The organism is Staphylococcus argensis (assembly GCF_002902305.1).
GTDB lineage: Bacteria > Bacillota > Bacilli > Staphylococcales > Staphylococcaceae > Staphylococcus > Staphylococcus argensis.
This window is the reverse complement of record NZ_PPPX01000016.1, coordinates 343,933-369,571: the sequence shown is the minus strand read 5'-3', so window position 1 is coordinate 369,571 and position 25,639 is coordinate 343,933. Positions and strand designations below refer to the sequence as shown.

Here is a 25,639-nt window from a genome sequence, read left to right as displayed (position 1 = left end):
TTATTTTTATTATGTCTTTTTTTAATAGTAGAACCTCTCTTGTAGATCTAGCGTTGTGCTTGCTATCATTTATTTACAGCATTAATACTTATAAGTTCAATTAATTAAGTACTTTAAAGTTGCATGTATAGAAAAATTTTTAGAAAAACTACTTGCATTAAAGGTTACGTATATTATGATTAATTTAAGTGGATCGAATGATTTTGAACATTTTCAAATAGCTAAAGTGTAATCAATCAATTTATCGTTGGTGGCATAAGGGAAGCGAGACAGCGCATCTTATCATCAAAGATATGAACTAACATGAGAATTAAAAGAGAGGGGACCAACATGACTAAACTCGTTTCGATTATTGTGTCAGTGTATAACAAGGAGAAATTCTTAAATCAGTGTATAGAATCGTTAATTAATTTAGAAATAGATAAAGACAGTATTGAGGTTATCTTCGTGGATGACTGTTCAACTGATCGTTCGGTGGAGATTGTTAAAAGTTATGAAAATGACTATGACTTTATTCGATTAATTCAATTACCTGAGAATACAGGGAGTCCTGCTGAGCCAAGAAATGTGGGAATTCAAGAGGCTCGCGGGAAATATATTACATTATTGGATGCGGATGACTGGTTAGATACGGAAGGCTTTCCTAAGATGGTTGAGAAGGTTATTGCTGACGACGCGGATTTCGGTATAGGTCAGAGTTTCAAACATACTTCAAAAGGTGTGGGATATCACGGTAAATTTACGAGTTATAAAGATAAATCTCATTTAAAGCCACAAGATATCGAGAAAATCTTTAGAGCTGTGGGACCACCTGGAAAGTTATTTAAACGGGCGCTTGTTGTTGATAATGACATTCAATTTGAACACATGAAGTATGGAGAAGATAAGTTATTTTTCTTCCAACTCTTCTCTAAAGTGAATGATATTACGATGACTACGATACCGATGTATCACGTCAATCGCTATGACGAGAACGTTTCGTTGATTAAACAAACGTCCATGTTAGAGAAAGCGAGATTGAATTTAGAGATTCTCAATCGAACTTGTGACATGGAGATGTCTTCAGAGCTTAAGCGCATGGCGTTATCTCGAGTGCTTGAGATGGACTACATTGCACGTTTTCTTCGTACGAGAACTTTTGTGAAATCACCTGATAAACCGGGGTTTTATAAGATATTTGATGCAGTCGAACGTAAAATGAGTGAATGCGGTTTTGAAGTTAAGGAGCTAATCACGGATCCGATTTTTGAAATACTGCATACATTTTATCATCAGGCGGATGAGGAAACGTTTATCAATTTCGTATCAGATATCGTGTATAAAAGATGGAAATTTACGATTCAAGATGGCAAGATTTATCGCAATCTTACGCGGTCTTATGAATGGTTTGAAACTCTTGCGGTGGATTGTTATCCAATTTATGAAGGGACGCATGTCATTGATGGTGAGAAATATGAAGTGATTCATGTCTTTAGGGCTGATGATGTTAAAATTCAAGCGGTGAAGGCGGTTGAAATTAACAATGTGCCGAATGAAGCGGAGTTGCCGTTTGAATATAACGACAGTAGAATTTATGTTTCACATGAAGCATTTAAAAATTTGGATACTGTAGATTTGAATTTAAGTGTCGAGTATGGAAAAGGCGAATTTTCACTCGTGTATGCGTCATATCCTAGTTTTAATGACCTTTATCAGATGAAACGTCAAAATTTCAAAGTTGAGTTGATGAATAAAGAGAAAGCGCAACAAAAAATGGACTTGAGTGATAAATATTTTACAAAAGTGCCAGGGCCGCTCATGACACTGAAGAAAGTGAAACGATATGAAGATATCGCGTTCAAAGTTCCTATTGATACCGTGGAGGCGGGAACGAGAGTCGAAGCGGTGGATATACAGCATACGTCCAAAGGCACGCCACGCCTCGTATTACAAGATGGTAGTATCTTGACCGCAAATAAAGACTTTGTAGCGTTGATTGATGCGTCAAATTTAGATCAATATATCACTGACGTGCCTCAAAAAGTGAAAATTACTAAAGCATGTAAACTGTATGATACACGCACGTTTATGGGTGAAGCGGTTCAAACGCTTAAAGTCGGTAAGAAATTGACTATTAAGGATATTATTTATACTAAAAATTCAACGCCACGCTTAGTAACGCAAGATGGACTGTTCATGACTGCGAACAAAGACTTTGTAGAAGTGGTGAAGTAGTGGGTGTAAATGATTAATGACTAAAATCGAGATTTTAGTGCAACATCATATTAAATCTTATCATGCAATTTTAAGTGGACATTTGTTGTCCACTTTATTTGTTTAACTGGGTATGTGAAGCGGTTTTTGATGTATGAACCGTTTGATAACCATTGTATAGGAGAGATGAGATATGAGTGAAAGTTTATGGAATGAATTAGAAGAATTTTGGAACAATGGAGGAAATATAGAAGAAAAAGCTGAAAAATATCATTACTTATACGAACACCCTGAAAGTAAAGAGAAGTTTTCTTGGGGACACCATAAAGATGAGCAATTAGAGAAGAAAAGTAGCAAGAGCGGAAAGGTACTTCGTTGGGGTATACCTAATCATGTGTTAGGGGATATTGATAAGGCAAAAGTGGTAATTGGATTACTTAATCCTCGTACCCAAACTGAAGAATCGAAAAATTGTGATACAGTAGGAGAGTATATTCGAAAAGAAAGAACAAATGAGAGTAACGAAGATGTGTCTAATGAATTTTATGTAGGAGATACAAACAATGGTGAACAATTACATGAATTTTACCAAAATCATATTTTATCTAAAGAAAATGTCCTTTACAAGGAAATAAAAGCATTGCGTAAAATGTACGAGGAATCTAATGAAAGTGCTGATATATTTGTGGATAAACATAAAGAAGATGACATTAAAATAGTAGCCTACTATTTTACGAAATATTATTCGAAAGTATTTAGTGAAGGAAAAGATTCATTATTTAAAAATGCTCTCAAACATTATACATCAATTTTTGACAAAATGGATGAAACTAAAAAATATACTAATAATAAGGATATTGAAGAAAAATTTGAACAAGCACTAGATAAAATAAAAGTAGCTAATATTGAATTAATTCCATATCGTTCATTTAAAAGTGGTTCGTTAAGCAATTTAGATAATTTAGAAAGTAGTAAATTAAGTGCTAAAATTCTTATTGAAAAAATTAAAAAAGATAAGGATGTTATTATTATTCTGAGAAGTGCAGATAAATGGGAAGAGTTATTTGAAGAATATTGCATTAATGAGGAAATTAACTACAAGCAAGATATTGTATCTTCTATATATAAGTTCAAAAATCAAAGTGCTGCACTTTCTGAGAGAAATATAGTATCGGCCTTAAATGAAGATACCAAAGGTATTAATAAAATCATTGATAAAATACGTGATGTCATAAGTTTAAAAGACTTTGAAAAATATTTAGATGACATAATTTCTAAAAATAGTTAAACTCTATGTGTATAAGATTATCTGGTAAGTGGGAGTTTAAAGTATATGTGGTTACGTTTTTCTGTGAAGTTAATTATGTCTGTTGTGATGTTATTCTTAATATATAAGCAATTGCATCAAGATCATTTAGATATTTGGTTCATTGTTTATATTTTATTTTACATGCTTGTAATTATCTCTTGGGATACTTACGCTAATAAGAAGTAGAACATATATAAATAATTGAAATTCACTGAAAGACGAAAGAGTGCATCCTAAAGTTAGATCAAAACTCTAATTTTAGGATGCACTTTATACTTAGTATCTATTTTTCCCTCTCTACTCTCCATCCATCTGCGCTTCGAACTCATCTAACAACTTACGCACTTCATCAGTAGAATTGGTACTCATTAATTCGTGACGCAAACCGCTCGCACCTCTAATGCCGCGTACGTATATCTTGAAGAATCGACGTAAACTCTTGAATGGGCGACCAGTGTTTGCTGAATATTTATCAAATAATGTGAGATGGAGTCTTAATAAATCTAATAATTCTTTTGTGCTATGTTCACGGGGTTCTTTTTCAAATGCAAATGGGTTGTGGAAGATACCTCGACCGATCATCACACCATCGACACCGTATTTCTCGGCAAGTTCAAGACCAGTCTGTCTATCTGGAATATCACCGTTAATCGTCAGTAACGTATCCGGCGCAATCTCATCTCGCAAGCTTTTAATCGCTTCAATCAATTCCCAATGGGCATCGACTTTACTCATCTCTTTGCGAGTACGAAGATGAATCGATAAGTTAGCAATACCTTGCTTGAAGACGTGTCTCAACCATTCTTTCCACTCTTCAATTTTATAATAACCTAAACGCGTCTTAACGCTGACAGGAATCCCACCTGCTTTCGCTGCTTGAATTATCTCTGACGCAACTTCAGGACGGAGAATCAGGCCAGAACCCTTACCCTTGCTCGCAACATTGGCTACAGGACAGCCCATATTCAGATCCACGCCTTTAAAGCCCATCTCAGCTAGGCCAATACTCATCTCGCGGAACTGCTCAGGCTTGTCACCCCAAATATGCGCGACCATTGGCTGTTCATCTTCACTAAAAGTCAGACGTCCACGCACGCTATGAATGCCCTCTGGGTGGCAGAAACTCTCTGTGTTAGTGAATTCGGTAAAATACACATCAGGTCTCGCAGCTTCGCTGACTACATGACGGAAAACGATGTCCGTCACGTCTTCCATAGGTGCCAGAATGAAGAATGGGCGAGGTAATTCACTCCAAAAATTATCTTTCATAATCTATTAAACCTTCTTGTTTAGTAATATCTAAATTTATCCATGATGATACTACCACAAATCGCAGACTTATACAAAGGTATAGCGATGGGTCTCAGTAAGTTAAGAGGGAAGTCTGCTGGGAGTCTAAAAGTTAAGCATTTGCAATCGTTTACATCTCTTATAGTTTTTATATAAAGTAGTTGTATAAAATGAAATTGATATATAATTCTGTTTATGTATACTAATAATATAATGGGTTAGGAGGTAATTTATGGCTAAATTAAATCAGTCGGCAATAGGTTGTTATATAAGATTTTGGACGAGGTTTGCTAAGGTCAACGGAAGAGCAACACGAGCTGAATATTGGCATCCATTCTGGATTAATTTCTTAATTACATCATTATTAGGTATTGTTTCAGTAGGAACGCTAGGTTCGATTTTTGCAGTCGTGTTACTTATCCCAACTTTCACAGTAACTTGTCGCCGTCTTCATGATACAAGCCGTACGATGATATTGGCGATTCTGCATCATTTGAGTGGGATTATTTCAACTATCGGCGCATGCTTATTTATATTAGGCATTATCTATTTAATTGTTAATAATGATGCTCGTCTCTTTGGTACAGCTACTTTCGCATGGTTGTTCGGTTCTGCTATTACGAGCCTCATCTGGTTATATACTGTTATAGTGTTAGCTATGCCAGGTAAAAAAAGACCTAATCGTTACGGGAAAGGTGGCAGTTGTCCACCAATGAAAGATAACGAAGTAGTAGCTGAATAAATGAGTAACTTACATATATTTAAAATCAGGCGCATCTAAAAGGATGCGTCTTTTAATTAGATTAGAAACTAAGAAGAGCCACGCACTTCTCATGCATGGCTCTTCAACAATTTTAACTTACAGTATCACATCATCTCTTTAAATTGACTTCTTGATCACTCGGTTGGAATGAACGAATGCGATAATCGCAAAGATGAAGTAAACGAGTGTGTAAATAATCATGACGGTAAACACTGGTTTCAACGTCACGTTACCCATAATATGCATAAATGCATTGGCCGCAAAGAACGCATGTAACAGCGCAACAATGAGAGGGAGACCGAAGTTAAATAATATCTTCAATACTAAGCCTTTCGCCATATCTGAACTTGTAAAGCCGATACGACGCAGAATCTTAAAGTTATCACTCTCATCTTCAGTTTCATCGACTTGCTTAATGTAGATAATACAGCCAGCCGCAATTAGGAATGCTAAGCCTAGGAATGAAGTCACGAAGATGAAGACACCGTTAGACGCATCGAGCTGTTTCTTCATCGTTTCTTTAGAAATGATTGATGAATCAATTTTCATACCTAATTTCTCAGCTTTTTTCATATCACTGTGATGTTTTAAGTTATATCCGTAATCGTGTAGAATATTATCATTTGTTTTTACCGCATTATAAATCTCAGGACTCACTTCTACGACAGGTGCGTCATAAGAGACATTTAAAGGATAGACTTTATCTTTATCGATTTGTGTCACTTTTACAGTTTTCTTCTCTTTCCCTTTTACAGTAATCTCTTTATTGTTGTGAATTTGAACGATACTTGGCATAGATTTTGTGTTGGTTAGTTTCGCCTCGTTACCTTTCAGTTTAGAGTTGGCAGCCAGCGTTGATGTGTTGGCAGAATGTGTATCATCACCCATAGTCATAACTTCATCTTTCACATTTTTAGGGTTGATCGTTTCAGTTACTTTCTTTTCAAATGGAATATGTGCTTTATGGAGTTTATCTTCAAATTTCTCTGCGTGGTTTGATTCTGAGATATTAAAATCTTGAGGTGTCATGGTCTCCATAGTGTAATTCGTTTGTGACTGTGTGATGGCTGCGAAACATAGAATTGTAACCGTAATCGCTGAAATTACCGCAATAATTGTGAGCGACATCGCATTTTTCTTCATTCTATGCATAATTGAAGAAGTGCTGACGACATCTGTAATCGACACGCGACCATTTTTAGCTTTCTTAACCGTTTTAAAAATCAAAGAAACGGAACTTCTAAAGAAGAGATAAGCACCGACGACAGTTAGAAAAATAACAATAAATGGAGTGGCCATCGCCATCGTTAATGCTTTGAACGTAGTAAACATTCCCATTGCCATATAATAACCGAAGGCAATCATCGCGATACCTAAGATACCGCCAATCACTTCAGGAATCGTAATACGTGCTTTCGTCGCCTCGGTCTTCGTGCTGTCTTTCATCATCGTAAGGATGCTACGACGTTTCAAGAATAAGGCGTTCTGAATCAGTATTAATAAGAATGAGATGGCAAGCATGATTACAGTGATGCCTAACGCTTTAGGTTCAAAGCCAATCGCTATGTGCGTCTTGAGTTTCATGAGTTTCACTGCGATGTTAAGTGCTAATTGTGAACCAAAGATGCCAATAATTACACCTACGATGCCTGTAACGATAAAAATCATGAATTGTTCAAGGCTCAACATTCTGAGAATATTGCCTCTTGATAGTCCAATAAGTTGGAATAACGCGAATTCTTTCGTACGTCTCTTCACGAATAAATGATTCGCGTACATCAAGAAGACGATGATGATAATAAAGAGTGTCGTTGAACCGATTGACGCGCCTTTTTTAAGGAACTCAGCAGAATTTGAATTATTGATACTATGTGAGTATTTTAAAGTTGTGAAACTGTAGTAAATCACAATACTCAAGAGTAGGGAGAACAGGAACATCCCATAATGTTTAATATTCTGTCTAAGGTTCTTTAGCGTAATTTGATTAAATGTCATGAGTCACACCACCTAATGTGGATTGTAGTTTGATGATTTCTTGGTAAAAATCGTGCTTAGATTTATTATTTTGATGAATTTCTGAATGGATATTACCGTCTTTCAACATAATGACACGCTCTGCGAAACTCGCTGCTGAAGGATCGTGCGTTACCATAATAATCGTCGTATTAAATTCGTTGTTCATATCTTCAAGACGTTTGAGTAAATCTTGGGCACTCTTAGAATCAAGCGCGCCTGTAGGTTCATCGGCGAAAATGATGGACGGCTTATGAACGAATGCACGCGCAGCAGCTGTACGTTGTTGTTGTCCGCCTGAAATTTCACTCGGATATTTGTGACTTAGGTCATTGATACCTAACGCATCAGTAACTTCTTTGTAGTTTTGTTCCATTACGTATTTTTTATTTTTTTGCACTGACAGTGGAAGCATAATGTTCTCTTTGACTGTGAGTGTGGGGAGGACACTGTAGTCTTGGAAGATAAAACCAAGTTGCGTTTTACGGAAATCAGCGAGCTTTTTATCATTTAATTTATTAATTTCTTTGCCATCAATGATGACCGACCCGCCTGAAATCGTATCGATTGAACTGATGACGTTGAGGAGCGTTGTCTTACCTGAACCCGAAGGCCCCATAATTGCGACAAATTCTCCTTTTTCAACACTGAAATTGATATTTTTAAGGGCTTCATATTTTTGTTTATTGCCATAGATTTTAGATAAATTATTTACTTCTAGAATAGTCATTATCTCACTCCTAATGATTGTTTATAGTTCAAGTTTACGAGAGAGTGCGCGTTGCAGCCTTTATCTAACCTTACAAATTGAGGGCTGTAACTTACAGATTTGTAAGGTTATGTCAGAGATTACAAATAAACCCACGACCTGAGTGTGCGGCCGTGGATTTATCGATTTATTTGAGTTTTTCGCGAGCATCTTGTGGAATATTTTTCTTCTTGACTTCTTCATAACTTTTAACTACGCCCGATTTTTTTATGATTTTTAGATAATGATTCGTTTTGAGCTTTTTCATACCTGTATACGTAATCTTTTTACTGTGCCCATCTTTGTCGTAGCCCGTCGTTTTATAAGTAGGCGCAATATCCTTACCTTGTTTATAAGGTTTGTTCGTCTTCACGTAATATTCTTTAGTAGGCACTACCGGATTGATTAAGTTTAAGCTCCGTACCTCTATATTTTGTGGATGCTTTTCTCCATATATTTTAAGTCCAAACAATAATCCAACGATGAGTAGGATGATGATGACAATTGTCGTTAACGATATTTTTAAAGCTTTCATAGCTAAGTTGCTCCTTTCTTTAACTTATATCTTTATTGTAGGAGCCTAGTGCTCTTCCAGCTTTTATCTAATCTTACAATTTGAGGGTATTATCTTACGGATTTGTAAGAAAGTTGAGGCGTGATATGGTAAAAGGAGCGAAGCATTAGAAATTTCTAATATAGGAAATATAAAAGAAAGACGGATACATATTATGAAAAAATTAATACAGATACTTATTCTTTCTATCATTAGCATTATTTTTATACTGTCGGCCGTTTTCACAACTATCATTACCTATCAGAAAGTTAAAAGTGAGACTGTTATCAATTACGTCATCGCTCAAAAAGGGTGGGCGAAAAAGATTAAGCATGAAGAAATGCACTTTAATATTAAGATGGGTTAAGCTGAGAAAGAGATAACCTATAAAGATCAACCGCACAGCGTGTATACCTATACAGTGACGCCATCACCAGCGCCGTGGACGGATACGAAAGAGTATAAAGTTTGGGGCGAAACGGATTTAGAAAAAAGAATCTTACTATAAATATTTATTAGAAGCGGAGTCGTATCGATAGTAGTTATTGAAGACGGCAGGCAGTCTCCCCTTTGAGTACAATATTTGAAAAATTGGAGGTTACGCATGAAGAAAATTGCGTTTGCACTAGGTATTATTTTATTCGTTGTACTAGGTGTAGTGTGCTATTTTTGGAGATTTAGACATATTTCTTATAAGGAAATTAACTTAGAGCTTCAACACCATCATTTTCAAAAACATATTAAAAGTGAAGAAAATCGCTACGATGAGAAACAGTATGGCTATTATAAAGAAATCATCTACAAAGACGAACCTCATAATGTTTATCTCTATCAAACAGTGGAGCGGCCAAATTTAACAGAATTTATCAATCCTTTCTATCACTACAAGAAACACAATGTGATGACAGAAGTACATGATACAAAGACTGAAAATGAGATTTCTGGCGAAAGAACAACAAATTATCAAATTGAAAATCAGTAAAAATTTAATTTCAGCTAGACCTCAATCCCGCCTTAGCATCGCCAGTTGAAGTATGCCCGAGTTTCATTTATCCTGCTTATTGGACTGGGAGTTGTGTTATAAAATCTTCTCGCAACTCATTGTTGTGGAGAAAATTGTAACGAAAAGAATATAGTGTTTTGTAATTTTTCATCTTAAATAACTCAATTGTTGCCTTAAAGAGTGATTTTCAGAAAGAAACTTATAGATATTTCTTAAAAATCTTAATATTCATCTCCCAAGAGGTAGTTAAAAAATGTATAATAATAATTAAAATACGTATGAGGAGAATTACATACTATGAACAATCACAAACTCTCAATCAAGGAAACGGTATTTATTGGATCGATGTTATTCGGTCTCTTTTTTGGGGCGGGAAATTTAATCTTTCCAATTCATTTAGGACAAACTGCAGGTGCACATGTCTGGCCAGCAGTCATTGGATTTTTAATCGCGGCGATTGGGTTCCCATTCTTAGGAATTATTGCTATTGGTGTCTCTAAGACGAATGGGACTTTCGAAATCGCAACGCGCGTCAACAAGATTTATGCTTACTTATTCACTGTGGCGTTGTATCTTGTTATCGGGCCATTCTTCGCATTACCGAGGCTAGCGACAACATCTTATGAAATTGCATTTTCACCTTTCATAAGTTCAGGAACAGGAAAAGTAGTGTTACCGATTTTCAGTATTTTGTTCTTCGTTATAGCTTGGATTTTTGCGAGAAAACCATCAAAAATCTTAGATTATATTGGAAAATTTTTAAATCCGATATTCCTTATTTTATTAGCAATTGTGGTCGTGCTGGCTTTTATCCACCCACTAGGTAGTATCAGCCATGCGCCAGTTAGCCCGGACTATCAACACGGTTCGGTATTGAAAGGCTTTATCGAAGGTTATAACACACTTGATGCGTTGTCAGCGTTAGCGTTTGGTGTCATTATCGTGACGACGATCAAGAAGTTAGGTATTACTGAGCCAAATAGTATTGCGAAAGAAACATCTAAAGCTGGAACAATCAGTATCGTCGGTATGGCTATTATTTATGCGATATTAGCCTTGATGGGTGTAATGAGCTTAGGTCATTTCAAGTTGAGTGAGAACGGCGGTATCGCTTTAGCTCAAATTGCGCAATATTATCTCGGCGACTATGGAATCATCATTTTATCACTTATTATTATCTTGGCATGTCTAAAAACTGCAATCGGGTTGATTACAGCTTTCTCAGAAACGTTTACAGAACTCTTCCCGAAAGTGAGTTATCTCAAGTTTGCGACAGCTTCAAGTTTATTAGCATGTATCTTCGCTAACGTCGGCTTAACTAAGATCATCATGTATTCGACTCCAGTGTTGATGTTCATCTATCCACTAGCGATTACGTTGATATTATTAACGCTCGTCAGCTCATGGTTCCATCATTCACCTATCGTTTATCGTTTTACGACTTATTTCACGATGATTGCGGCCTTTTTCGACGGAGTTAAAGCCAGCCCAGAATCATTCGTGAACACTGGATTTGCTCAAAGCTTAATTCACTTTGCTGAACACTACATACCTTTCTTTACGATTGGCATGGGGTGGATCGTGCCAGCAGTCGTAGGATTTGTCATCGGTTTAATTGTCTATAAATTACGTGGTGGAGAGCGAGCACACGCATAACACTTTTGAGTTAAGTCATCGAAGCGCTTAAGGAAGTTTATCTTTCTTAAGCGCTTTTTTCTTCGTTATGGATAAAAAAGACGACAATTCTCAAGCGCTCTAGGTTTCGTTTTCCTCAAAGACGGGCATAAATTTAATAATTACAATGTGGGGCATATATTTTTAAAACAATGGGGGAATAGATTATGAAAATCTTTAAATTACGTTATCAACATTACAAAGATATTGTCGACGATAATGTGTTAACTTGCTATGTACTTGCAAAAAATAAAAAAGAAGTAGAACAGTTTGCGAAAAAAGTAAGTTACAAAATTGAACATATGGAAAAGATTTCTAAACGAAAATATGAAAAAGAAAAAGCAAAAGGTAACGACTACGCACTTGAACATGCAGATCATTATTTAGATTAAGGGGCATTAATCATCCAGTATGTCAAAGTGTGTAGTGAAAGTAAGTGAGGTGTACAAAAGTGCAACAAAGAAGCAAGTCAACATCAAGAGGACAATGGGGGTTAATAGGAGCGGCGTATGCGTTTCTCATCATCATGATGGGGACAACTTTACCGACGCCGTTGTATCCAATTTACAGTGAAGAATTTAATTTATCGCCGTTAGTTATCACAATTATTTACGCTGTTTATGCAGGTGGTGTCATCTTCGGCCTATTAGTGTTTGGACAACTTTCAGATCGCATAGGACGCCGTTATGTACTGCTACCTGGCGTGATACTTTCAATCATCAGTGCGTTAGTCTTTTTATTCGCAACGAATTTAACTTTATTACTCATCGGACGTATTATTTCTGGACTTTCTGCAGGTCTTTTCACAAGTACTGCAACAGCAACGATAGTGAATCTTGCGCCCGATGATAAGAAGAATCAAGCGTCCACTATCGCGAGTAGCGTGAACATGTTGGGGCTCGGCTGTGGACCATTAGTATGCGGCATTCTCGCAGAATACTTACCTTATCCGACGCGTCTGATATTTATTGTTAATATTGTGACTTTAGTCATTGCTTTCATCGCAATTTGGCTCATGCCTGAACCGGTGAAAGATCGACAAAGTTTCCGCATTCAAGTTCAGAAATTAAGCGTTCCGGCTGAGATGCGATCAACGTTTATTAACGCGGTGATTCCAGTATTTGTTGGTTTCTCCATGTTGGGATTAATGACCGCCATTTCACCTAACTTCTTAGGTGAGATTCTAAATATGAATAATAAAGCGATCGTTGGTGTAACGGTTTTCTTGGTATTCTGTGCTTCAACAGTAGGGCAACTCTTGTTTAAACAGAAGTCAGACTTCCACGTGTTGAGACTCGGCAGTATGACCTTGATTGTAGGTGTCGCTTTAGTCGCTGTGTCATTAATTCTACATTCTTATATTCTGTTGCTCGTCGGGGCAATGGTTTCAGGTCTTGGCCAAGCTTTCAGTTTTCGTGCGGGGCTATCTACCGTTAATAGTGCAGCGCCTGACGATCAACGTGCAGAAATTACTTCAACATTCTTCACTATCGCTTATGTCGCGATTTCCATCCCTATCGTTGGTATAGGTTTATTGGAATTAGGGCTTAACGTACAGTGGGCTGGCGTAGTCTTCAGCATTATCGTTGTACTTCTTGCGGTGGTTTCATTATTGTTATTACTGCGCCAAGGTCATCAAAGTACGAGTGAATAGAGAATGTTTAACGTGAAACAGCGGGAGGTCTCAGGGTAGGCTAAACGCTGTTTTTTTAAAAGTTTAGTTTGAGGAGAGTTAGATTTTGGAAAAGTTGTGGCACATTACAAAAGATGATCAACGTGTTCAGAAGTTAGCGAAAAAGGATAAAGTGATGGGTCAGTTAATCGAACGAATCGGTGATGTAGAAAGAACTTTGCGTCCATATCCATTAAAGTCACTCGTACGTTCAATCGTCGGCCAACAAATTTCAGTTAAAGCTGCTGAAACGATTTTTGGTCGATTAAAAGAGAAGATTAATGACGAGTGGACGATAGCGGCGTTTAAAAAGTTAACTGAAGAAGAGTGTAAAGAAATCGGATTATCTCGGTCTAAGCAGAAATACATCTTTAATCTAATCGAACATATCGATAACGGAGAACTTGAATTTGAAAAATTAGACCACCTGTCTAACGAAGAAATCATTAAACAACTAACAGCTGTAAAAGGTATAGGGAAGTGGACAGCAGAAGTCTTCCTCATCTTTACGATGCAAAGAGAGAATGTCGTACCGGTTGATGATGTGGGTCTACAACGTGCAGCGAAACGTTTGTACAATCAACCAGATGTGAGCGGTAAAGCTTTATTGAAAGAGTGTAAGGCCACATGGGGTGACCAAGGTACGATCGGTTGTCTTTATCTCTGGGAATATATTCATCAATATCAAATTTGAAGAATATAAGTAGGAAGGCGGTCTTAAATATTAAATTTTCGATATGCGAGTAAGTTATAGAAAGAAGTGTGAATATGACCATTTATACAGTCGGCCATTACGATTATGATTTGGAACAGTTTTTAGATATGTTGAAAGAAGCAAAGGTAACGAAAATTATTGATGTTCGCTCATTCCCGAATAGTAAGCGTCATCCCCAGTACAAGCAAGAACCTTTTCACAAGTGGTTGAAAGAGCATGATATTGGATATCGACATCTCACTGCGCTAGGTGGACGTCGACAACGGTCAGGCGAAGTAGGGGAGAATTTGAATGCTGGGTGGCAGAATCAGTCGTTCCACAACTATGCAGATTATACATTGACGAACGAATTTAAAGAAGGTATTCAGTATTTGTTTGCTGAAGCGGAAGAGGACACTGTCGCGTTGATGTGTGCGGAACGTCATCCGTCACGTTGTCATCGTCTAATCATCAGTAATTGGCTAGTAGGTCATGATGTTGAGGTGAAACATATCATTGTCAGCAATAAAGGGGAGATAGATATCGTACCTCATGAATTAGGAAAGTGGGGCGCGATGCCGATTCTTGAAGATGATGGCGAAGTGGTCTATCCAAAGCTAGAATCGAAGTAGTTAGAACAGATAAGTAGAAAAAGAGAGAATGGGGCAGCTCACAGAAATCGATGTGAGGCCATGCCCTGTTCTCACTTAACTTAAATCAGTCTTCTTTACGCAATATCACACTATGGTCTTTCGTTTCCCACAGCTCAAGTTGATTGAGTGTATTTCCATCTGGTAGGTGCGCTTCAAATTGATCCCATATCCACATCGCAATATTCTCAGCAGTCGTATTCATTTCAGGCAATGTTTCGTTAATCAATTGTTGATGCAAATAAGGTTTCACATGCTGGTTGAATATAGCATCCACCTCGTTAAAGTCTAACGCTAGCCCCATTTCATTCACTGGCGATTGAACATGGACTGCCAACTCATACGCATGTTCAAGCAAATCTTTGTGTACAGTAGGCGTGAAATAAATTCGATTATCACATATAAAGTCGTATTTTAAATTAAGTATTACATTACGCTCACGATACTGAAATTGGCTCGGTGGATTGAGATGATTCATTTCTTTGGTCATGGTATGTGGCTCCTTTCGAGATTATTTATTATATATATTTAGATTACCCTAACTTCTTTAAATGCAGAATCGCATTAAATCGACGAGGTAAGCACTTTATTTCAACTTAGCGTGTAAACGAGCCTGGGACAGACAAATATAATTAATTATGAAAGGAAATAAAAAACACTTTTGTATTTAATTATAAGTCAATTTTCAATGTGTACTCGAGACGCTTGTTGGATCTAGACCACAACGAAAATCCATTCCTAGAGCTCGTAGAGCGAAAGGAATTAGTTGAGTGTGGTCCCATAAGCAAGCGAGAGTTTAAACATTGAAAATTAGATAGCTTTTACTATTTGTCCCAGTCTCACTGAGTTGATGTAAGGTGCTTTTTTCATTGTCATATTGAGTTTAACTGAAATTGATGAAATGTGTCAGGTGACAGATTCACGTCAACATTTCTCCTACACCCCGATTTTTAAAATTGACTTTAGTGTCATCCTATTTTTGACTTTCTGCGTACAATCTTGTGTCAGTATGATGACTTTTTCGTGCGGTTTAGCACTTCTACATAGTTTCAATCCTCTTAAATTGCTCTCCCGAATTATGACATTTCTGAGACAGCGGACGAATTTTACACCTGTCTTGAAATCGGCCAATCGCCGTCGTTATAAGATTCTTTATAGTTTAAAATACAATAATACTCTTTTACAAAAGAGGAAAAGAAAAATTTCAATAGATAAAAATTTGACTTTAATAAATTTGAGAGATATGTTTTATGTGAAAACATTCACAAGGAGTTGTTTTGAAATGAAGATTGGAATCATTAAAGAATTAAAACCTGGTGAAGGACGTGTTGCATGTACGCCTGAGAACGCTAAGAAATTGACTGAAGCGGGTAACGAAGTACTCGTGGAACGAGATGCAGGTGTCGGTTCTGGTTTCACAAACGAAGAGTACGAATCAGCGGGCGCACGTATCGTTTCTCACGAAGAGGGCTGGCAGTCTGACCTCATAGTTAAAGTTAAAGAACCGGATAAGAAAGAGTTCAAATACTTTAAAAAAGGACAAATTATTTGGGGATTCCAACACTTAGCTTCGTCTAAAGAAACGGTGGAAGCGATGCAAGAAGCGGGTGTTACAGCGATTGGTGGTGAAACGATTGAAATTGATGGTGGTGCGCCACTTTTAGCACCAATGAGTGCTATCGCAGGTCGTCGTTCGATGTTAATGGGCGCGTACTATCTAGAAGCACAACATCAAGGTGAAGGTATTCTAATCTCAGGAATTGATGTCATTTCGGGTATCCCATCTGGAAAGGTCGTTATCTTCGGTGGTGGATCCGCAGCTGTCAATGCCGCAACGATTGGTCTAGGTCTCCAAGCTGAAATTACAATCATTGAGTTAAAAGACGAACGCATCAAGTGGCTTGAAGAACATTTTAAAGGACAAAATGTACGCGTAGTGAAATCGAATGAAGAAAATCTAGCGAAAGAAATTAAGGAAGCAGACGTCTTTATCTCCACAATCCTCATTCCAGGCTCTAAACCGCCGAAACTTGTGACACGAGACATGGTGAAATCCATGAAAGAAGGATCCGTGCTCGTGGACATTGCGATCGACCAAGGTGGTACGGTTGAAGGCATTCGACCAACAACGATTAGCGACCCCGTGTATGTAGAAGATGGTGTGGTACATTATGCCGTGCCAAACCAACCAGGCGCTGTGCCACGTACCTCCACTATGGCGTTGGCAGCAGGAAACTTGGAATATCTCCACGCCATCAGCACGAAAGGACTCGACCAAGCGATTAAAGAATGTGACGCCTTAGCGACAGGCGTTAACGTTTATCAAGGTCACGTAACCAATAAAGGTTTAGCCGACTCTCATGATATGAAATATGAAGAACTTAATACGTTGTTATCTTAACTTGTGACTCAGCATAATTACTATATAGAGAAAGAAGATGCGAATTATGTCTACAAACAGTATCGTATTACAAACCGAATCATTCTGTGATATACATGATATTAAAGAAGCGAAATCCTACATCCGACCTTACGTCCGTCATACACCTTTGATTCAGTCCATGTTTTTAAGTAATAATGTCACAGGCGGTAACGTATTCTTGAAATTAGAGAACATGCAGTTTACCGGTTCGTTTAAATTTCGAGGCGCATTAAACAAGATTCTGCACTTAACTGATGAGCAGAAAGAGAAAGGCATTATCACAGCGTCAGCAGGCAACCACGCGCAAGGGCTTGCACTGACCGGTAAGTTACTGGACATCAAGACGACGGTGATTATGCCGAACGAAGCGCCTATCGCGAAACAAGAAGCGACACGAGGCTACGGTGCTGAAGTTATTCTCGAAGGCGACACCTTTAATGATTCCCGACTTTACATGGAACAAATGGCCAAAGAGACAGGCAAGACAATCGTCCATCCATACGACGATAGCGCAGTTATGGCAGGTCAAGGAACAATTGGTCTAGAAATTCTCGACGCCATTTGGAACGTCGACACGGTAGTGCTTCCTGTTGGAGGTGGCGGTTTGATTTCCGGCGTAGCGACGGCGTTGAAATCCTTTAACCCGAACATCCACATCATCGGCGTTCAGTCTGAGAACGTGCATGGCATGGCGACATCCATCGAGACAGGTAAGATCACCTCTCAATTCACTGATCATACGATTGCTGATGGTACTGAAGTGGCCATCCCAGGTGACAAGACGTTTGAAGTCGTTGATAAGCTCGTTGACGAATTTATTCTCGTCTCTGAAGAAGAGATTTCAAGCGCGATGCGTCACCTCATGCAGCGTACGAAGATTGTCACTGAAGGTGCAGGTGCGTTACCAACTGCTGCTTTGATTAGTGGTAAGATTGACCCTTGTTATTTAAAAGACAAGAACATTGTTGCACTCGTGTCTGGTGGGAATGTTGACCTCACATGTGTATCTGATATCATCGACCATTTATTGAAACCTGCGGATACGAGCGAGGGCGTGGTCGGATAAGTTGAAACATTGAAGAACAGGGAGGATTCACAATGAGTAACGATAAAGGGTTGAACAAGAACATCGGTTTCTTCGCAGCGCTCTCACTCGTTATGGGCTCCGTTATCGGTGCCGGCGTCTTCTTTAAAGTATCGAGCGTAACCGAAGTAACAGGATCGACAAGTATGGCCATATTCGTATGGTTTATCGGCGGTATTATGACGATCTGTGCCGGACTTACTGGCGCAGAACTTGCGGCAGCAATACCTGAGACAGGTGGTTTAACGAAATATATTAAGTATACGTACGGCGATTTCTGGGGCTTCCTTTCTGGCTGGGCCCAAGCCTTTATATACTTCCCAGCTAACATCGCAGCCTTAGCTATCGTCTTTGGAACGCAGGTAGTCAATTTATTACATCTGAGTCCGATTTACTTACTTCCAATTGCAGTGGTAAGTGCACTCTCAATTCTATTCATCAACTGTTTAGGGTCGAAAGCGGGCGGCTATCTTCAAACGATAACACTCGTCATCAAGTTGATACCGATCGCGTTAATTGTCATCTTTGGTTTATTTGCGAAGAATGATGTTCAATTCTCCCTGTTTCCTATTACGAACGGCACACATTCAGGATGGTTTACAGCATTAGGAAGCGGCTTGCTTGCGACAATGTTCGCATATGACGGTTGGATTCACGTCGGCAATATCGCAGGTGAAATGAAGAATCCGAAGAAACACTTACCAGGTGCCATCGCCCTAGGTATCGGTTTAATAATGATTGTTTACCTACTGATTAACGCAACGTTTCTCATGACACTACCTATCGACCAAATTGTAGGGAACCTCAATGCGGCGAGCGACGCCTCTTCAATCTTATTCGGTACTTATGGCGGTAAGATTGTTACGATTGGTATCCTCATTTCAGTTTATGGCACGATGAACGGCTATATCATGACAGGTATGCGTATTCCATATGCGATGGCGGAACACAATCAGTTACCATTCCGCAAATTCTTCTTGAGTTTGACACCAAGTAAAGCCCCTTGGACTAGCGGCCTCGTGCAAGTCATTATCGCGATAATTATGATGGCAATCGGTGCCTTTGATACGATTACGAACATGTTAATCTTTGTGATCTGGGCTTTCTACTGTATGGCTTTCCTCGCAGTCTTTATACTTCGACGTCGAGAGCCTGACTTGCCACGCCCGTACAAAGTTCCTCTATACCCGATTATTCCACTCATCGCGTTAGTGGCAGGCGTATTCGTGCTGATTAACACCTTATTCACTCAACCGATACTCGTGTTAGTCGGCGTAGTCATTACCTTATTAGGTATACCGATTTATCTGGTTAAAATGAAACGTGTGAATCACTGAGACAGACGATAACCTCTGAGTTAGCGTAAGCTAATTTAGAGGTTTTTTAAGTAGGAAAAGAGTGTGTTCGTGGGCGCTTGGTGGGATACGTTGTAAAAAGAAAAAGCGGAAGGTTGATGCTCAACAATCATGAATTTGAAATGAAAAAGAGGAACAGCGCCACGATTTAGATTGAAAAAACGGGAATTCGGTGTTCGACGGTCACGATTTTAATTTGAAAAAGTAGGAGTTCTGCGCTCGCGACATACGTTTTATAGTAAATAACCTAATCTAAACCTTCACCGAGTCGTTTTACCAACCACCGGAAAGTGACGATTATTTAAAATTATAGTCATTATGTAGCGAGCAATTCGTTGCAAATGCTAAAATAGAGAAAACGCTTTCATTTTACATATGAAAAGAAAATGAAGTGGAGAGATTGATGAGGGAGGAGTTAACATGACAAATCAACTACCTGAGAAGATGAACATCGCGTTATTGAATGAACCGTATGATATCGAAATCAAGGAGGTCGACGTACCTGAAATTGGGCCAGAAGATGTCCTCGTGAAAGTGATGGCTGTCGGCGTATGTGGCTCAGACGTGCACTACTACGCACACGGTAGCGTGGGTGAATTCGTCGTCAAAGAACCGTTAATCCTAGGTCACGAATGTTCTGGGCAGGTCGTTGCAGTGGGCTCTGAAGTGACAGACTTTCGAGAAGGTGACCGTGTAGCGATTGAACCTGGCGTGCCATGTGGTCGATGTGAGCACTGTCGCGAAGGTAAATACAATTTGTGTCCTGACGTCGTCTTCCTAGCGACGCCGCCTGTTGATGGCGCATTCTGCCAGTATTTAAGCCACCCGGCAGACTTCCTTTATCACATACCAGATGAGTTAACTTACGAGCAAGCGACGTTAAACGAACCGTTCTCAGTTGGTATTCAAGCTTGTAAAAGGGCACAAGTGAAAGCAGGATCTACAGTAGTGATTATGGGAATGGGTCCTGTCGGATTAATGACTGTACTTGCGGCTAAATCCTTTGGTGCCACACGTATCATTGTGTCAGATTTAGAAGAAAAACGTCTAGAAGAAGCGAAAGAACTCGGCGCAACACATACGATTAATATTAAAAATGACGATGTGCTAGAACGCATTGAGGAGATTACAGGAGGCAAAGGCGTTGATTACGCGATTGAAACAGCAGGTAATCCAACAGCGTTGAAAAATTCAATTAGCGCATTGAAAAACGGTGGTACACTTGCGATTGTTGGTCTAACACAACAAGACGAAGTTGGTTTCAATGCACCATGGATTGCGAACCACGAATTGAATATCGTGGGTGTCTTCAGATACGAGAATACGTACGAAATGGGTATCGACTTACTTTCCAATACGACAAGCGATCTCGATACGATGTTCACAGATTTCTATGATTTAGAAGATACGAAAGAAGCGATGGAACGCACACGTACGAATAAGAGTGGCTCTATAAAAGTCATGGTATACCCAAATGGTAGACCAGAATAGTGACGGTAGTTGAAGAGATTTTTAATAATTGAATAGTTGAAACAGTTGAAGTGACTGAAGTCCCAGTACAGTACGGTTTGAGTGGTAGAGGGTAAATTGCTGCTCAAGTTGTGCGTGCTGGGGCTTTTTGTGTGGGGTTAACGATTAGTAATGATGAAATTCATATGAATATTAATATTTTTCCTTTTCTTGATAATTAATTGATTTCTTTTTGGTAGCTTGAGAGATGAGGAGGTCATGAGATTGAATACGATTGAAATTTCTCATTTAGAAAAGGTTTTTAATATGAAAAAGAAAGCATTGAAGAACATTAATCTACATATTCAGAATGGGATGTTTGGTATTTTAGGACGTAATGGTTCAGGTAAGTCAACGCTCATGAATATACTCGCAACGTTAATTCCTGCGACTAAAGGTAAAGTTACTGTAAATGATATTTCAATAAAAGAGACTAAAAGAATTAGAGGACTCATAGGTTACTTACCTCAAGATTTTGATTTTTACCCTAGTATGAAAGTTGAAGAAGTACTTTATTATCTAGGAATATTATCGAATATATCAAAAAGTCAGTTGAAAAATAGGATTACTGAAGTACTCGAGAAAGTCAATTTAGTTAGTTATAGACGGCAAAAGGTCAAAAATCTATCAGGTGGAATGAAGAAAAGACTTGGTATAGCACAGGCAATCATACATAATCCTTCTATAATTATTGTGGATGAACCGACAGCGGGTCTTGATCCTGAGGAAAGAGTGCGGTTGAGAAATTTACTGGCGCATTTAGCTAAGGATAGGATTGTAATAATATCCACTCATATTGTGAGCGATATTGCATCTACGTGTGAGCAGATTGCGATTTTAGAACAAGGTTCATTTGCTTATACAGGAAGTATTAATGGTCTAATACAGAGTAGTAATCATAAAGTATTTGAACTTACGATTAAGCCTTCTCAGCTCGATGAATTGAAAAAAGAAAATCTCGTTATTACAAAAGTACACGAAGTTGAATCACATTTACAAATAAGATTTGTGTCAGATGAATTATTTGAAGCGGCAAATGAAGTAAATCCAGATTTGGAAGATGCCTATATGTACTTTTTAAAAAATATTTAAGGAGTTAGTAATAATGGGTTTATTATTGAAAGAAATCAAGAAATTATTCTTTAGTAAGTTATTCATTGTTTATAGTGCGCTCGTTATCATTTTTGGAATTCTTAACTGCCAACAAGTATTGAACAAAAATTTGCATTCTAACATTTATCAGCCTCAGAATATGACGATTTATACTAATGATAGTCGGACCATCATGGATAACGTCACAACTCAGTTAGAAGAAGAAGTTAAAAATAATAACTTTAAAACTTATCAATTCGGTTTTCTAAAAGAAAAGCAATTATCACAAGAAAAAGTCGAAACTGTTAAGCATTTACTTTCAAAAATGAAGAACACTAATGACTTCCAAATGTTTAAAACATATTCTGATAAGGTTGCTCATGAGATTGGATGGGGATCGTATTATTCGACGAGGGAGCTACATATGTTGGGTGTGAAAAGCATGAGCCAAAGTGACTTTAATAAGGAACGAGCGATCATCCAATCCCAAGATTTATATTATGGCGCTTATAGTAGATATTTATCTGATGTTATGGGAGTCATTCTCGGAATATTACCCTTTTTCTTAAGTGCATATCTATCACTCATAGATTATAAAACTAATACTTATAAAGTGATTTATTCAAGAAATACAAGCTCATTTAAATTAATGTCATTGAGACTTTTAGCGATTGTTCTTTTATCACTATTGCCTGCAGTTATTTTCTCTATTTATTTTAACTTCGGCATCAGTATGATTCATGGCTTCTTTATGAGAGGGCTACTTACGTTCTATAAGAATTTTATTATATGGTTACTACCTATTGTATTAGTGACGAGTGTACTCGGAATGTTAATTACTAGTTTATTTAATTCGTATCTTGGAATTATCATACAGTTTATTTTATGGTTCATTAATTTAAATATAGGAGCTACGCATATTGAAGGTAATTATGGTTATTTACTCATTCCCCGCCACAATTCTCTATTTAATGCCTCCTACTTTTACGATAATTTATCAAACATCTATGCTAATAGAATTTCCTATTTTGTTGTTGGGCTGTTGCTCCTAGCATTAACGACACTTATCTTCAGTTTCAAAAGGAAGGGAGTCATTTCAGGTGTTAGCCTTTTTAAAAATAGAAGTAAAGTCTAATTTATTAAAAATATATTTAGCATGCTTTCTATTAGTGATATTTGGCTTTGTTGTATTAGGAATATCAAACTTAACACACGCTAAAGTCATCCAATTTGAAGAACTTATTTTTAATATTGTCGGTCTGATAGCGTTAAACTCTTTAGTAAATATTGATAAGAATACGGTGTATGTTTCAGTTATCGATTCAAAGGAGTATGATTATAAGTTTGTTTTTATTAATAGAATGTTCTTAACGATAGTTTACACTTTACTACTCATCTTAAGTAGTTTGCTTATATTTATGTTTGGCCATTCAGAAGTGAATTTTATGCAAAATCTCTTTGTAAGCCTTACTAGTTCCATGTTTCTTGGCAGTATTTGTATGTTCGTTAGTCAGGTTACACAGAGTGCTATTAACGGTTTTATGGTAGGTATGAGTTACTTTTTAGTATGCTTAGGATTTAGAAACTTAGGAATACTATATCTTTTCTCTGAAACATTCAACTATCCATCATATATTAAGGTGATTCAATTTATTATAGCTATATGCTTACTTATCTTCGTTATTATATTGAAAAATAGGAATAACTGATTTTGAACTTTTAGTAAAATATTCATTTAATAAAGATAAATAAACTAAAGTAAAGATATAATAAATAGTGAGAATGGATAAGTGAGGTGATAAAGTGCCTAATATCATGATTGTGGATGATGAAGAAGATATTGTTTCCTTTATAAGCGAAAGTTTAAAGCTTGAAGGATTTACCACTATCACTGCCTGCAATGGACGAGAGGCGATGGAAAAGTTAGATGAATCAATTCATTTAATCATTTTAGATATAAGGATGCCTTATTCTGATGGTTTTGAAGTAGCTAAGATTTTACAAGATAGTGATATACCCATTATTTTTCTAACTGCTAAAGATAATTTAGATACACGGTTAAAGTGTTTTTCTCTAGGTGCGATGGATTATGTGGCGAAGCCGTTTTATATGGAAGAATTAACAGCACGGATAAAGAATGCTCTAGGTAAAAGCGAAAGAAATGCTATGAGAGATAATATCAAAAAATGTAAGGACTTAGTTATCAATTATGATAATTTAGCTGTTTTGGTAAAAGGCGTTGAAATAGAGTTGACTAAAAGGGAATTCGAAATTATAAAGTTACTTTCTCTGAATTCGAACTTTTACTTCAGCAAAGATCAAATCTATGATGCAATAAACTTTAATAAAGAAGGCAGTACTCAGGTTGTCGCCGAACATATTCGAAAGATTAGAAAGAAATTGAGTGACTATAGTCAATACGAATATATAGAGACAAAATGGGGAGTGGGCTATAAATGGCTAGAGTAGAAGGCTTGAAAAGTAAAGTTAGAAGATTAAATATAGTAATTATTATCATAAGTGTAGTTATTATTTTTGCATTACAGATATTACTGAATAGAATGGAATTCTCTGGAATCGGTAAATATTTATATCCTAATTTTTGGAAGCAACCTCACTATATTTTTTCAATTACGAGTGTATGTATTAATCTTATTGCTCCCTTAATAGTTATTTACTTTTTAACCCAGTCTTTTTATAAAAAGAACTTAGCTAAAAATATAGATTATCTTCATCAAGTTATCCAGAATCTAAAGAATAATGACGAATTTCATACTACCTCTACGAATGTGAAAGAATTTAATGAAGTCATCGAAGAAATTGAAGATATTAATTCATTTTTAAAAGAAAGAATCAAAAAGCAATTAACGATTCAAAATAACTTTAAGAAGAAATTGGATATATTCGAACATGATTTAAAAACCCCTTTAACAGTAGTACAAGGTCATATTGAATTATTGAAGAAAATTAATAATTCTGAGCTAAGCCAACAAGAAATCAAAGAAAAAATAGATAGAGAAGTGCAAATTGTGATGGAATCACTAGATAGAGTTAATAATCAATTGCGAATACATATTAATAATATTAATTTGCTCCCAGAAGACACCTCTGAAATTTCGTTAGATAAAGTATTATCTACTATTAGAAATAGTTATAGCACGAATTATATTCTTGGCGACAAAGAACTAGAATACAAAATTGACGATAGCACGCTAAATGAAGAAGTTTACATTAATAACCAAATTCTCTATCATGTTATCGATAATATAATTAATAATGCGCTTAAGTATGCTGAAAAGTTAATTATAATTGAGGTTTATATAGAGAATTACATGTTGCATTTTGCAGTAGAGAATGACGGGAAATGTTTCTCTGAGGATGAATTGCTTTCAGCTAAAGAATGGGGTGTTAAGGATGATCACTCGAATGGCTCGGGAATAGGATTATATTTTGCGAACGAAGTCATTAAGCAGTATGGTAGTGAAATTAAGATAGAAAATGTGAATCATAGAGCACGGGTGTCGTTTAAGGTAGAAGTATAGATGTAATATGCATTATCTTTTCTTGAAAGTTTATTTAGAGAAAGGAGAATTATTATCTCAAACACATCGCCTT

The 25,639-nt window shown here is 37.2% G+C and carries 23 protein-coding genes; 18 read left to right on the top strand and 5 right to left on the bottom strand.

What is annotated here, in order from left to right; genetic code table 11:
- The first annotated feature begins 330 nt into the window (after window positions 1-330).
- The gene (locus tag CD039_RS10575) at window positions 331-2,214 is read left to right on the top strand and encodes a glycosyltransferase (RefSeq protein WP_103372289.1); all 1,884 of its coding nucleotides are present in this window, start codon (window positions 331-333) and stop codon (window positions 2,212-2,214) included.
- A 172-nt stretch (window positions 2,215-2,386) separates the two neighbouring features.
- Window positions 2,387-3,481, top strand: coding sequence for a hypothetical protein (locus tag CD039_RS10570; protein WP_103372288.1), 1,095 nt, complete (start codon window positions 2,387-2,389; stop codon window positions 3,479-3,481).
- Window positions 3,482-3,799: 318 nt separating this feature from the next.
- Here the strand turns inward: CD039_RS10570 and CD039_RS10565 are convergent, their stop codons facing one another.
- Entirely contained in the window at window positions 3,800-4,771 is a 972-nt protein-coding gene (locus tag CD039_RS10565) for a tRNA dihydrouridine synthase (RefSeq protein ID WP_103372287.1), read from the bottom strand.
- Between the two features lie 253 nt (window positions 4,772-5,024).
- Here CD039_RS10565 and CD039_RS10560 point away from each other — a divergent pair, with 253 nt between their 5' ends.
- A complete protein-coding gene (locus CD039_RS10560; RefSeq protein ID WP_049410036.1) occupies window positions 5,025-5,534 on the top strand; it encodes a DUF805 domain-containing protein in 510 nt (169 codons plus the stop codon).
- A gap of 138 nt (window positions 5,535-5,672) precedes the next feature.
- Here the strand turns inward: CD039_RS10560 and CD039_RS10555 are convergent, their stop codons facing one another.
- From CD039_RS10555 to CD039_RS10545, 3 genes are all read right to left on the bottom strand, one after another.
- Entirely contained in the window at window positions 5,673-7,550 is a 1,878-nt protein-coding gene (locus CD039_RS10555; protein WP_103372286.1) for an FtsX-like permease family protein, read from the bottom strand.
- Complete coding sequence (locus CD039_RS10550; protein WP_103372285.1) at window positions 7,540-8,298, bottom strand: ABC transporter ATP-binding protein; 759 nt, start codon at window positions 8,296-8,298, stop codon at window positions 7,540-7,542. The genes CD039_RS10555 and CD039_RS10550 overlap by 11 nt, the downstream gene beginning before the upstream one ends.
- Window positions 8,299-8,464: 166 nt before the next feature.
- A complete protein-coding gene (locus CD039_RS10545) occupies window positions 8,465-8,851 on the bottom strand; it encodes a YxeA family protein (RefSeq protein ID WP_103372284.1) in 387 nt (128 codons plus the stop codon).
- 193 nt (window positions 8,852-9,044) lie between these two features.
- Between CD039_RS10545 and CD039_RS12120 the strand changes: the two genes are divergently transcribed.
- The 7 genes from CD039_RS12120 to CD039_RS10510 all read left to right on the top strand — a co-directional run bounded on the left by CD039_RS12120 (window position 9,045) and on the right by CD039_RS10510 (window position 14,544).
- A complete protein-coding gene (locus tag CD039_RS12120; RefSeq protein ID WP_240595155.1) occupies window positions 9,045-9,236 on the top strand; it encodes a hypothetical protein in 192 nt (63 codons plus the stop codon).
- Between the two features lie 237 nt (window positions 9,237-9,473).
- On the top strand, window positions 9,474-9,851 hold the full coding sequence (locus CD039_RS10535; RefSeq protein WP_103372283.1) for a DUF3139 domain-containing protein: 378 nt from the start codon (window positions 9,474-9,476) through the stop codon (window positions 9,849-9,851).
- Between the two features lie 318 nt (window positions 9,852-10,169).
- Window positions 10,170-11,528, top strand: a complete 1,359-nt coding sequence (gene brnQ / locus CD039_RS10530) for a branched-chain amino acid transport system II carrier protein (protein ID WP_103372282.1) — start codon at window positions 10,170-10,172, stop codon at window positions 11,526-11,528.
- A 185-nt stretch (window positions 11,529-11,713) separates the two neighbouring features.
- Window positions 11,714-11,938 (top strand): hypothetical protein, encoded by a 225-nt coding sequence (locus tag CD039_RS10525; protein WP_103372281.1) that lies wholly within the window; start codon window positions 11,714-11,716, stop codon window positions 11,936-11,938.
- A gap of 59 nt (window positions 11,939-11,997) precedes the next feature.
- Window positions 11,998-13,200: an MFS transporter gene (locus CD039_RS10520; protein ID WP_103372280.1), complete on the top strand. Its 1,203-nt coding sequence runs from the start codon at window positions 11,998-12,000 to the stop codon at window positions 13,198-13,200.
- An 85-nt stretch (window positions 13,201-13,285) separates the two neighbouring features.
- On the top strand, window positions 13,286-13,912 hold the full coding sequence (locus tag CD039_RS10515) for a DNA-3-methyladenine glycosylase family protein (RefSeq protein ID WP_103372279.1): 627 nt from the start codon (window positions 13,286-13,288) through the stop codon (window positions 13,910-13,912).
- A 74-nt stretch (window positions 13,913-13,986) separates the two neighbouring features.
- The gene (locus tag CD039_RS10510; RefSeq protein WP_103372278.1) at window positions 13,987-14,544 is read left to right on the top strand and encodes a DUF488 domain-containing protein; all 558 of its coding nucleotides are present in this window, start codon (window positions 13,987-13,989) and stop codon (window positions 14,542-14,544) included.
- A gap of 85 nt (window positions 14,545-14,629) precedes the next feature.
- On the opposite strand, the gene CD039_RS10505 is transcribed toward CD039_RS10510, so the two are convergent.
- On the bottom strand, window positions 14,630-15,052 hold the full coding sequence (locus CD039_RS10505; RefSeq protein WP_103372277.1) for a 6-pyruvoyl trahydropterin synthase family protein: 423 nt from the start codon (window positions 15,050-15,052) through the stop codon (window positions 14,630-14,632).
- 792 nt (window positions 15,053-15,844) lie between these two features.
- Between CD039_RS10505 and CD039_RS10500 the strand changes: the two genes are divergently transcribed.
- From CD039_RS10500 to CD039_RS10460, 8 genes are all read left to right on the top strand, one after another.
- Window positions 15,845-16,963, top strand: a complete 1,119-nt coding sequence (locus CD039_RS10500; protein WP_103372276.1) for an alanine dehydrogenase — start codon at window positions 15,845-15,847, stop codon at window positions 16,961-16,963.
- Between the two features lie 46 nt (window positions 16,964-17,009).
- The gene (tdcB, locus tag CD039_RS10495) at window positions 17,010-18,050 is read left to right on the top strand and encodes a bifunctional threonine ammonia-lyase/L-serine ammonia-lyase TdcB (RefSeq protein ID WP_103372275.1); all 1,041 of its coding nucleotides are present in this window, start codon (window positions 17,010-17,012) and stop codon (window positions 18,048-18,050) included.
- Between the two features lie 32 nt (window positions 18,051-18,082).
- Window positions 18,083-19,405 carry an APC family permease gene (locus tag CD039_RS10490; protein WP_103372274.1) on the top strand — a complete coding sequence of 441 codons (1,323 nt, stop codon included), beginning with the start codon at window positions 18,083-18,085 and terminating at the stop codon, window positions 19,403-19,405.
- A gap of 438 nt (window positions 19,406-19,843) precedes the next feature.
- Window positions 19,844-20,914: an NAD(P)-dependent alcohol dehydrogenase gene (locus tag CD039_RS10485; protein ID WP_103372273.1), complete on the top strand. Its 1,071-nt coding sequence runs from the start codon at window positions 19,844-19,846 to the stop codon at window positions 20,912-20,914.
- A gap of 243 nt (window positions 20,915-21,157) precedes the next feature.
- Window positions 21,158-22,024: an ABC transporter ATP-binding protein gene (locus CD039_RS10480; RefSeq protein WP_103372272.1), complete on the top strand. Its 867-nt coding sequence runs from the start codon at window positions 21,158-21,160 to the stop codon at window positions 22,022-22,024.
- 13 nt (window positions 22,025-22,037) lie between these two features.
- Entirely contained in the window at window positions 22,038-23,159 is a 1,122-nt protein-coding gene (locus CD039_RS10475; protein ID WP_103372271.1) for a hypothetical protein, read from the top strand.
- Window positions 23,160-23,827: 668 nt separating this feature from the next.
- On the top strand, window positions 23,828-24,493 hold the full coding sequence (locus CD039_RS10465) for a response regulator transcription factor (protein ID WP_103372269.1): 666 nt from the start codon (window positions 23,828-23,830) through the stop codon (window positions 24,491-24,493).
- The gene (locus tag CD039_RS10460) at window positions 24,481-25,566 is read left to right on the top strand and encodes a sensor histidine kinase (protein WP_103372268.1); all 1,086 of its coding nucleotides are present in this window, start codon (window positions 24,481-24,483) and stop codon (window positions 25,564-25,566) included. The genes CD039_RS10465 and CD039_RS10460 overlap by 13 nt, the downstream gene beginning before the upstream one ends.
- The last annotated feature ends 73 nt before the right edge of the window (window positions 25,567-25,639 follow it).

Bases quoted from the DNA above. Each gene is read 5' to 3' on its own strand.
- CD039_RS10575 (WP_103372289.1), top strand. From the start codon at position 331: ATGACTAAACTCGTTTCGATTATTGTGTCAGTGTATAACAAGGAGAAA.
- CD039_RS10570 (WP_103372288.1), top strand. From the start codon at position 2,387: ATGAGTGAAAGTTTATGGAATGAATTAGAAGAATTTTGGAACAATGGA.
- CD039_RS10565 (WP_103372287.1), bottom strand. From the start codon at position 4,771: ATGAAAGATAATTTTTGGAGTGAATTACCTCGCCCATTCTTCATTCTG.
- CD039_RS10560 (WP_049410036.1), top strand. From the start codon at position 5,025: ATGGCTAAATTAAATCAGTCGGCAATAGGTTGTTATATAAGATTTTGG.
- CD039_RS10555 (WP_103372286.1), bottom strand. From the start codon at position 7,550: ATGACATTTAATCAAATTACGCTAAAGAACCTTAGACAGAATATTAAA.
- CD039_RS10550 (WP_103372285.1), bottom strand. From the start codon at position 8,298: ATGACTATTCTAGAAGTAAATAATTTATCTAAAATCTATGGCAATAAA.
- CD039_RS10545 (WP_103372284.1), bottom strand. From the start codon at position 8,851: ATGAAAGCTTTAAAAATATCGTTAACGACAATTGTCATCATCATCCTA.
- CD039_RS12120 (WP_240595155.1), top strand. From the start codon at position 9,045: ATGAAAAAATTAATACAGATACTTATTCTTTCTATCATTAGCATTATT.
- CD039_RS10535 (WP_103372283.1), top strand. From the start codon at position 9,474: ATGAAGAAAATTGCGTTTGCACTAGGTATTATTTTATTCGTTGTACTA.
- brnQ (WP_103372282.1), top strand. From the start codon at position 10,170: ATGAACAATCACAAACTCTCAATCAAGGAAACGGTATTTATTGGATCG.
- CD039_RS10525 (WP_103372281.1), top strand. From the start codon at position 11,714: ATGAAAATCTTTAAATTACGTTATCAACATTACAAAGATATTGTCGAC.
- CD039_RS10510 (WP_103372278.1), top strand. From the start codon at position 13,987: ATGACCATTTATACAGTCGGCCATTACGATTATGATTTGGAACAGTTT.
- CD039_RS10505 (WP_103372277.1), bottom strand. From the start codon at position 15,052: ATGACCAAAGAAATGAATCATCTCAATCCACCGAGCCAATTTCAGTAT.
- CD039_RS10500 (WP_103372276.1), top strand. From the start codon at position 15,845: ATGAAGATTGGAATCATTAAAGAATTAAAACCTGGTGAAGGACGTGTT.
- tdcB (WP_103372275.1), top strand. From the start codon at position 17,010: ATGTCTACAAACAGTATCGTATTACAAACCGAATCATTCTGTGATATA.
- CD039_RS10490 (WP_103372274.1), top strand. From the start codon at position 18,083: ATGAGTAACGATAAAGGGTTGAACAAGAACATCGGTTTCTTCGCAGCG.
- CD039_RS10485 (WP_103372273.1), top strand. From the start codon at position 19,844: ATGACAAATCAACTACCTGAGAAGATGAACATCGCGTTATTGAATGAA.
- CD039_RS10475 (WP_103372271.1), top strand. From the start codon at position 22,038: ATGGGTTTATTATTGAAAGAAATCAAGAAATTATTCTTTAGTAAGTTA.
- CD039_RS10460 (WP_103372268.1), top strand. From the start codon at position 24,481: ATGGCTAGAGTAGAAGGCTTGAAAAGTAAAGTTAGAAGATTAAATATA.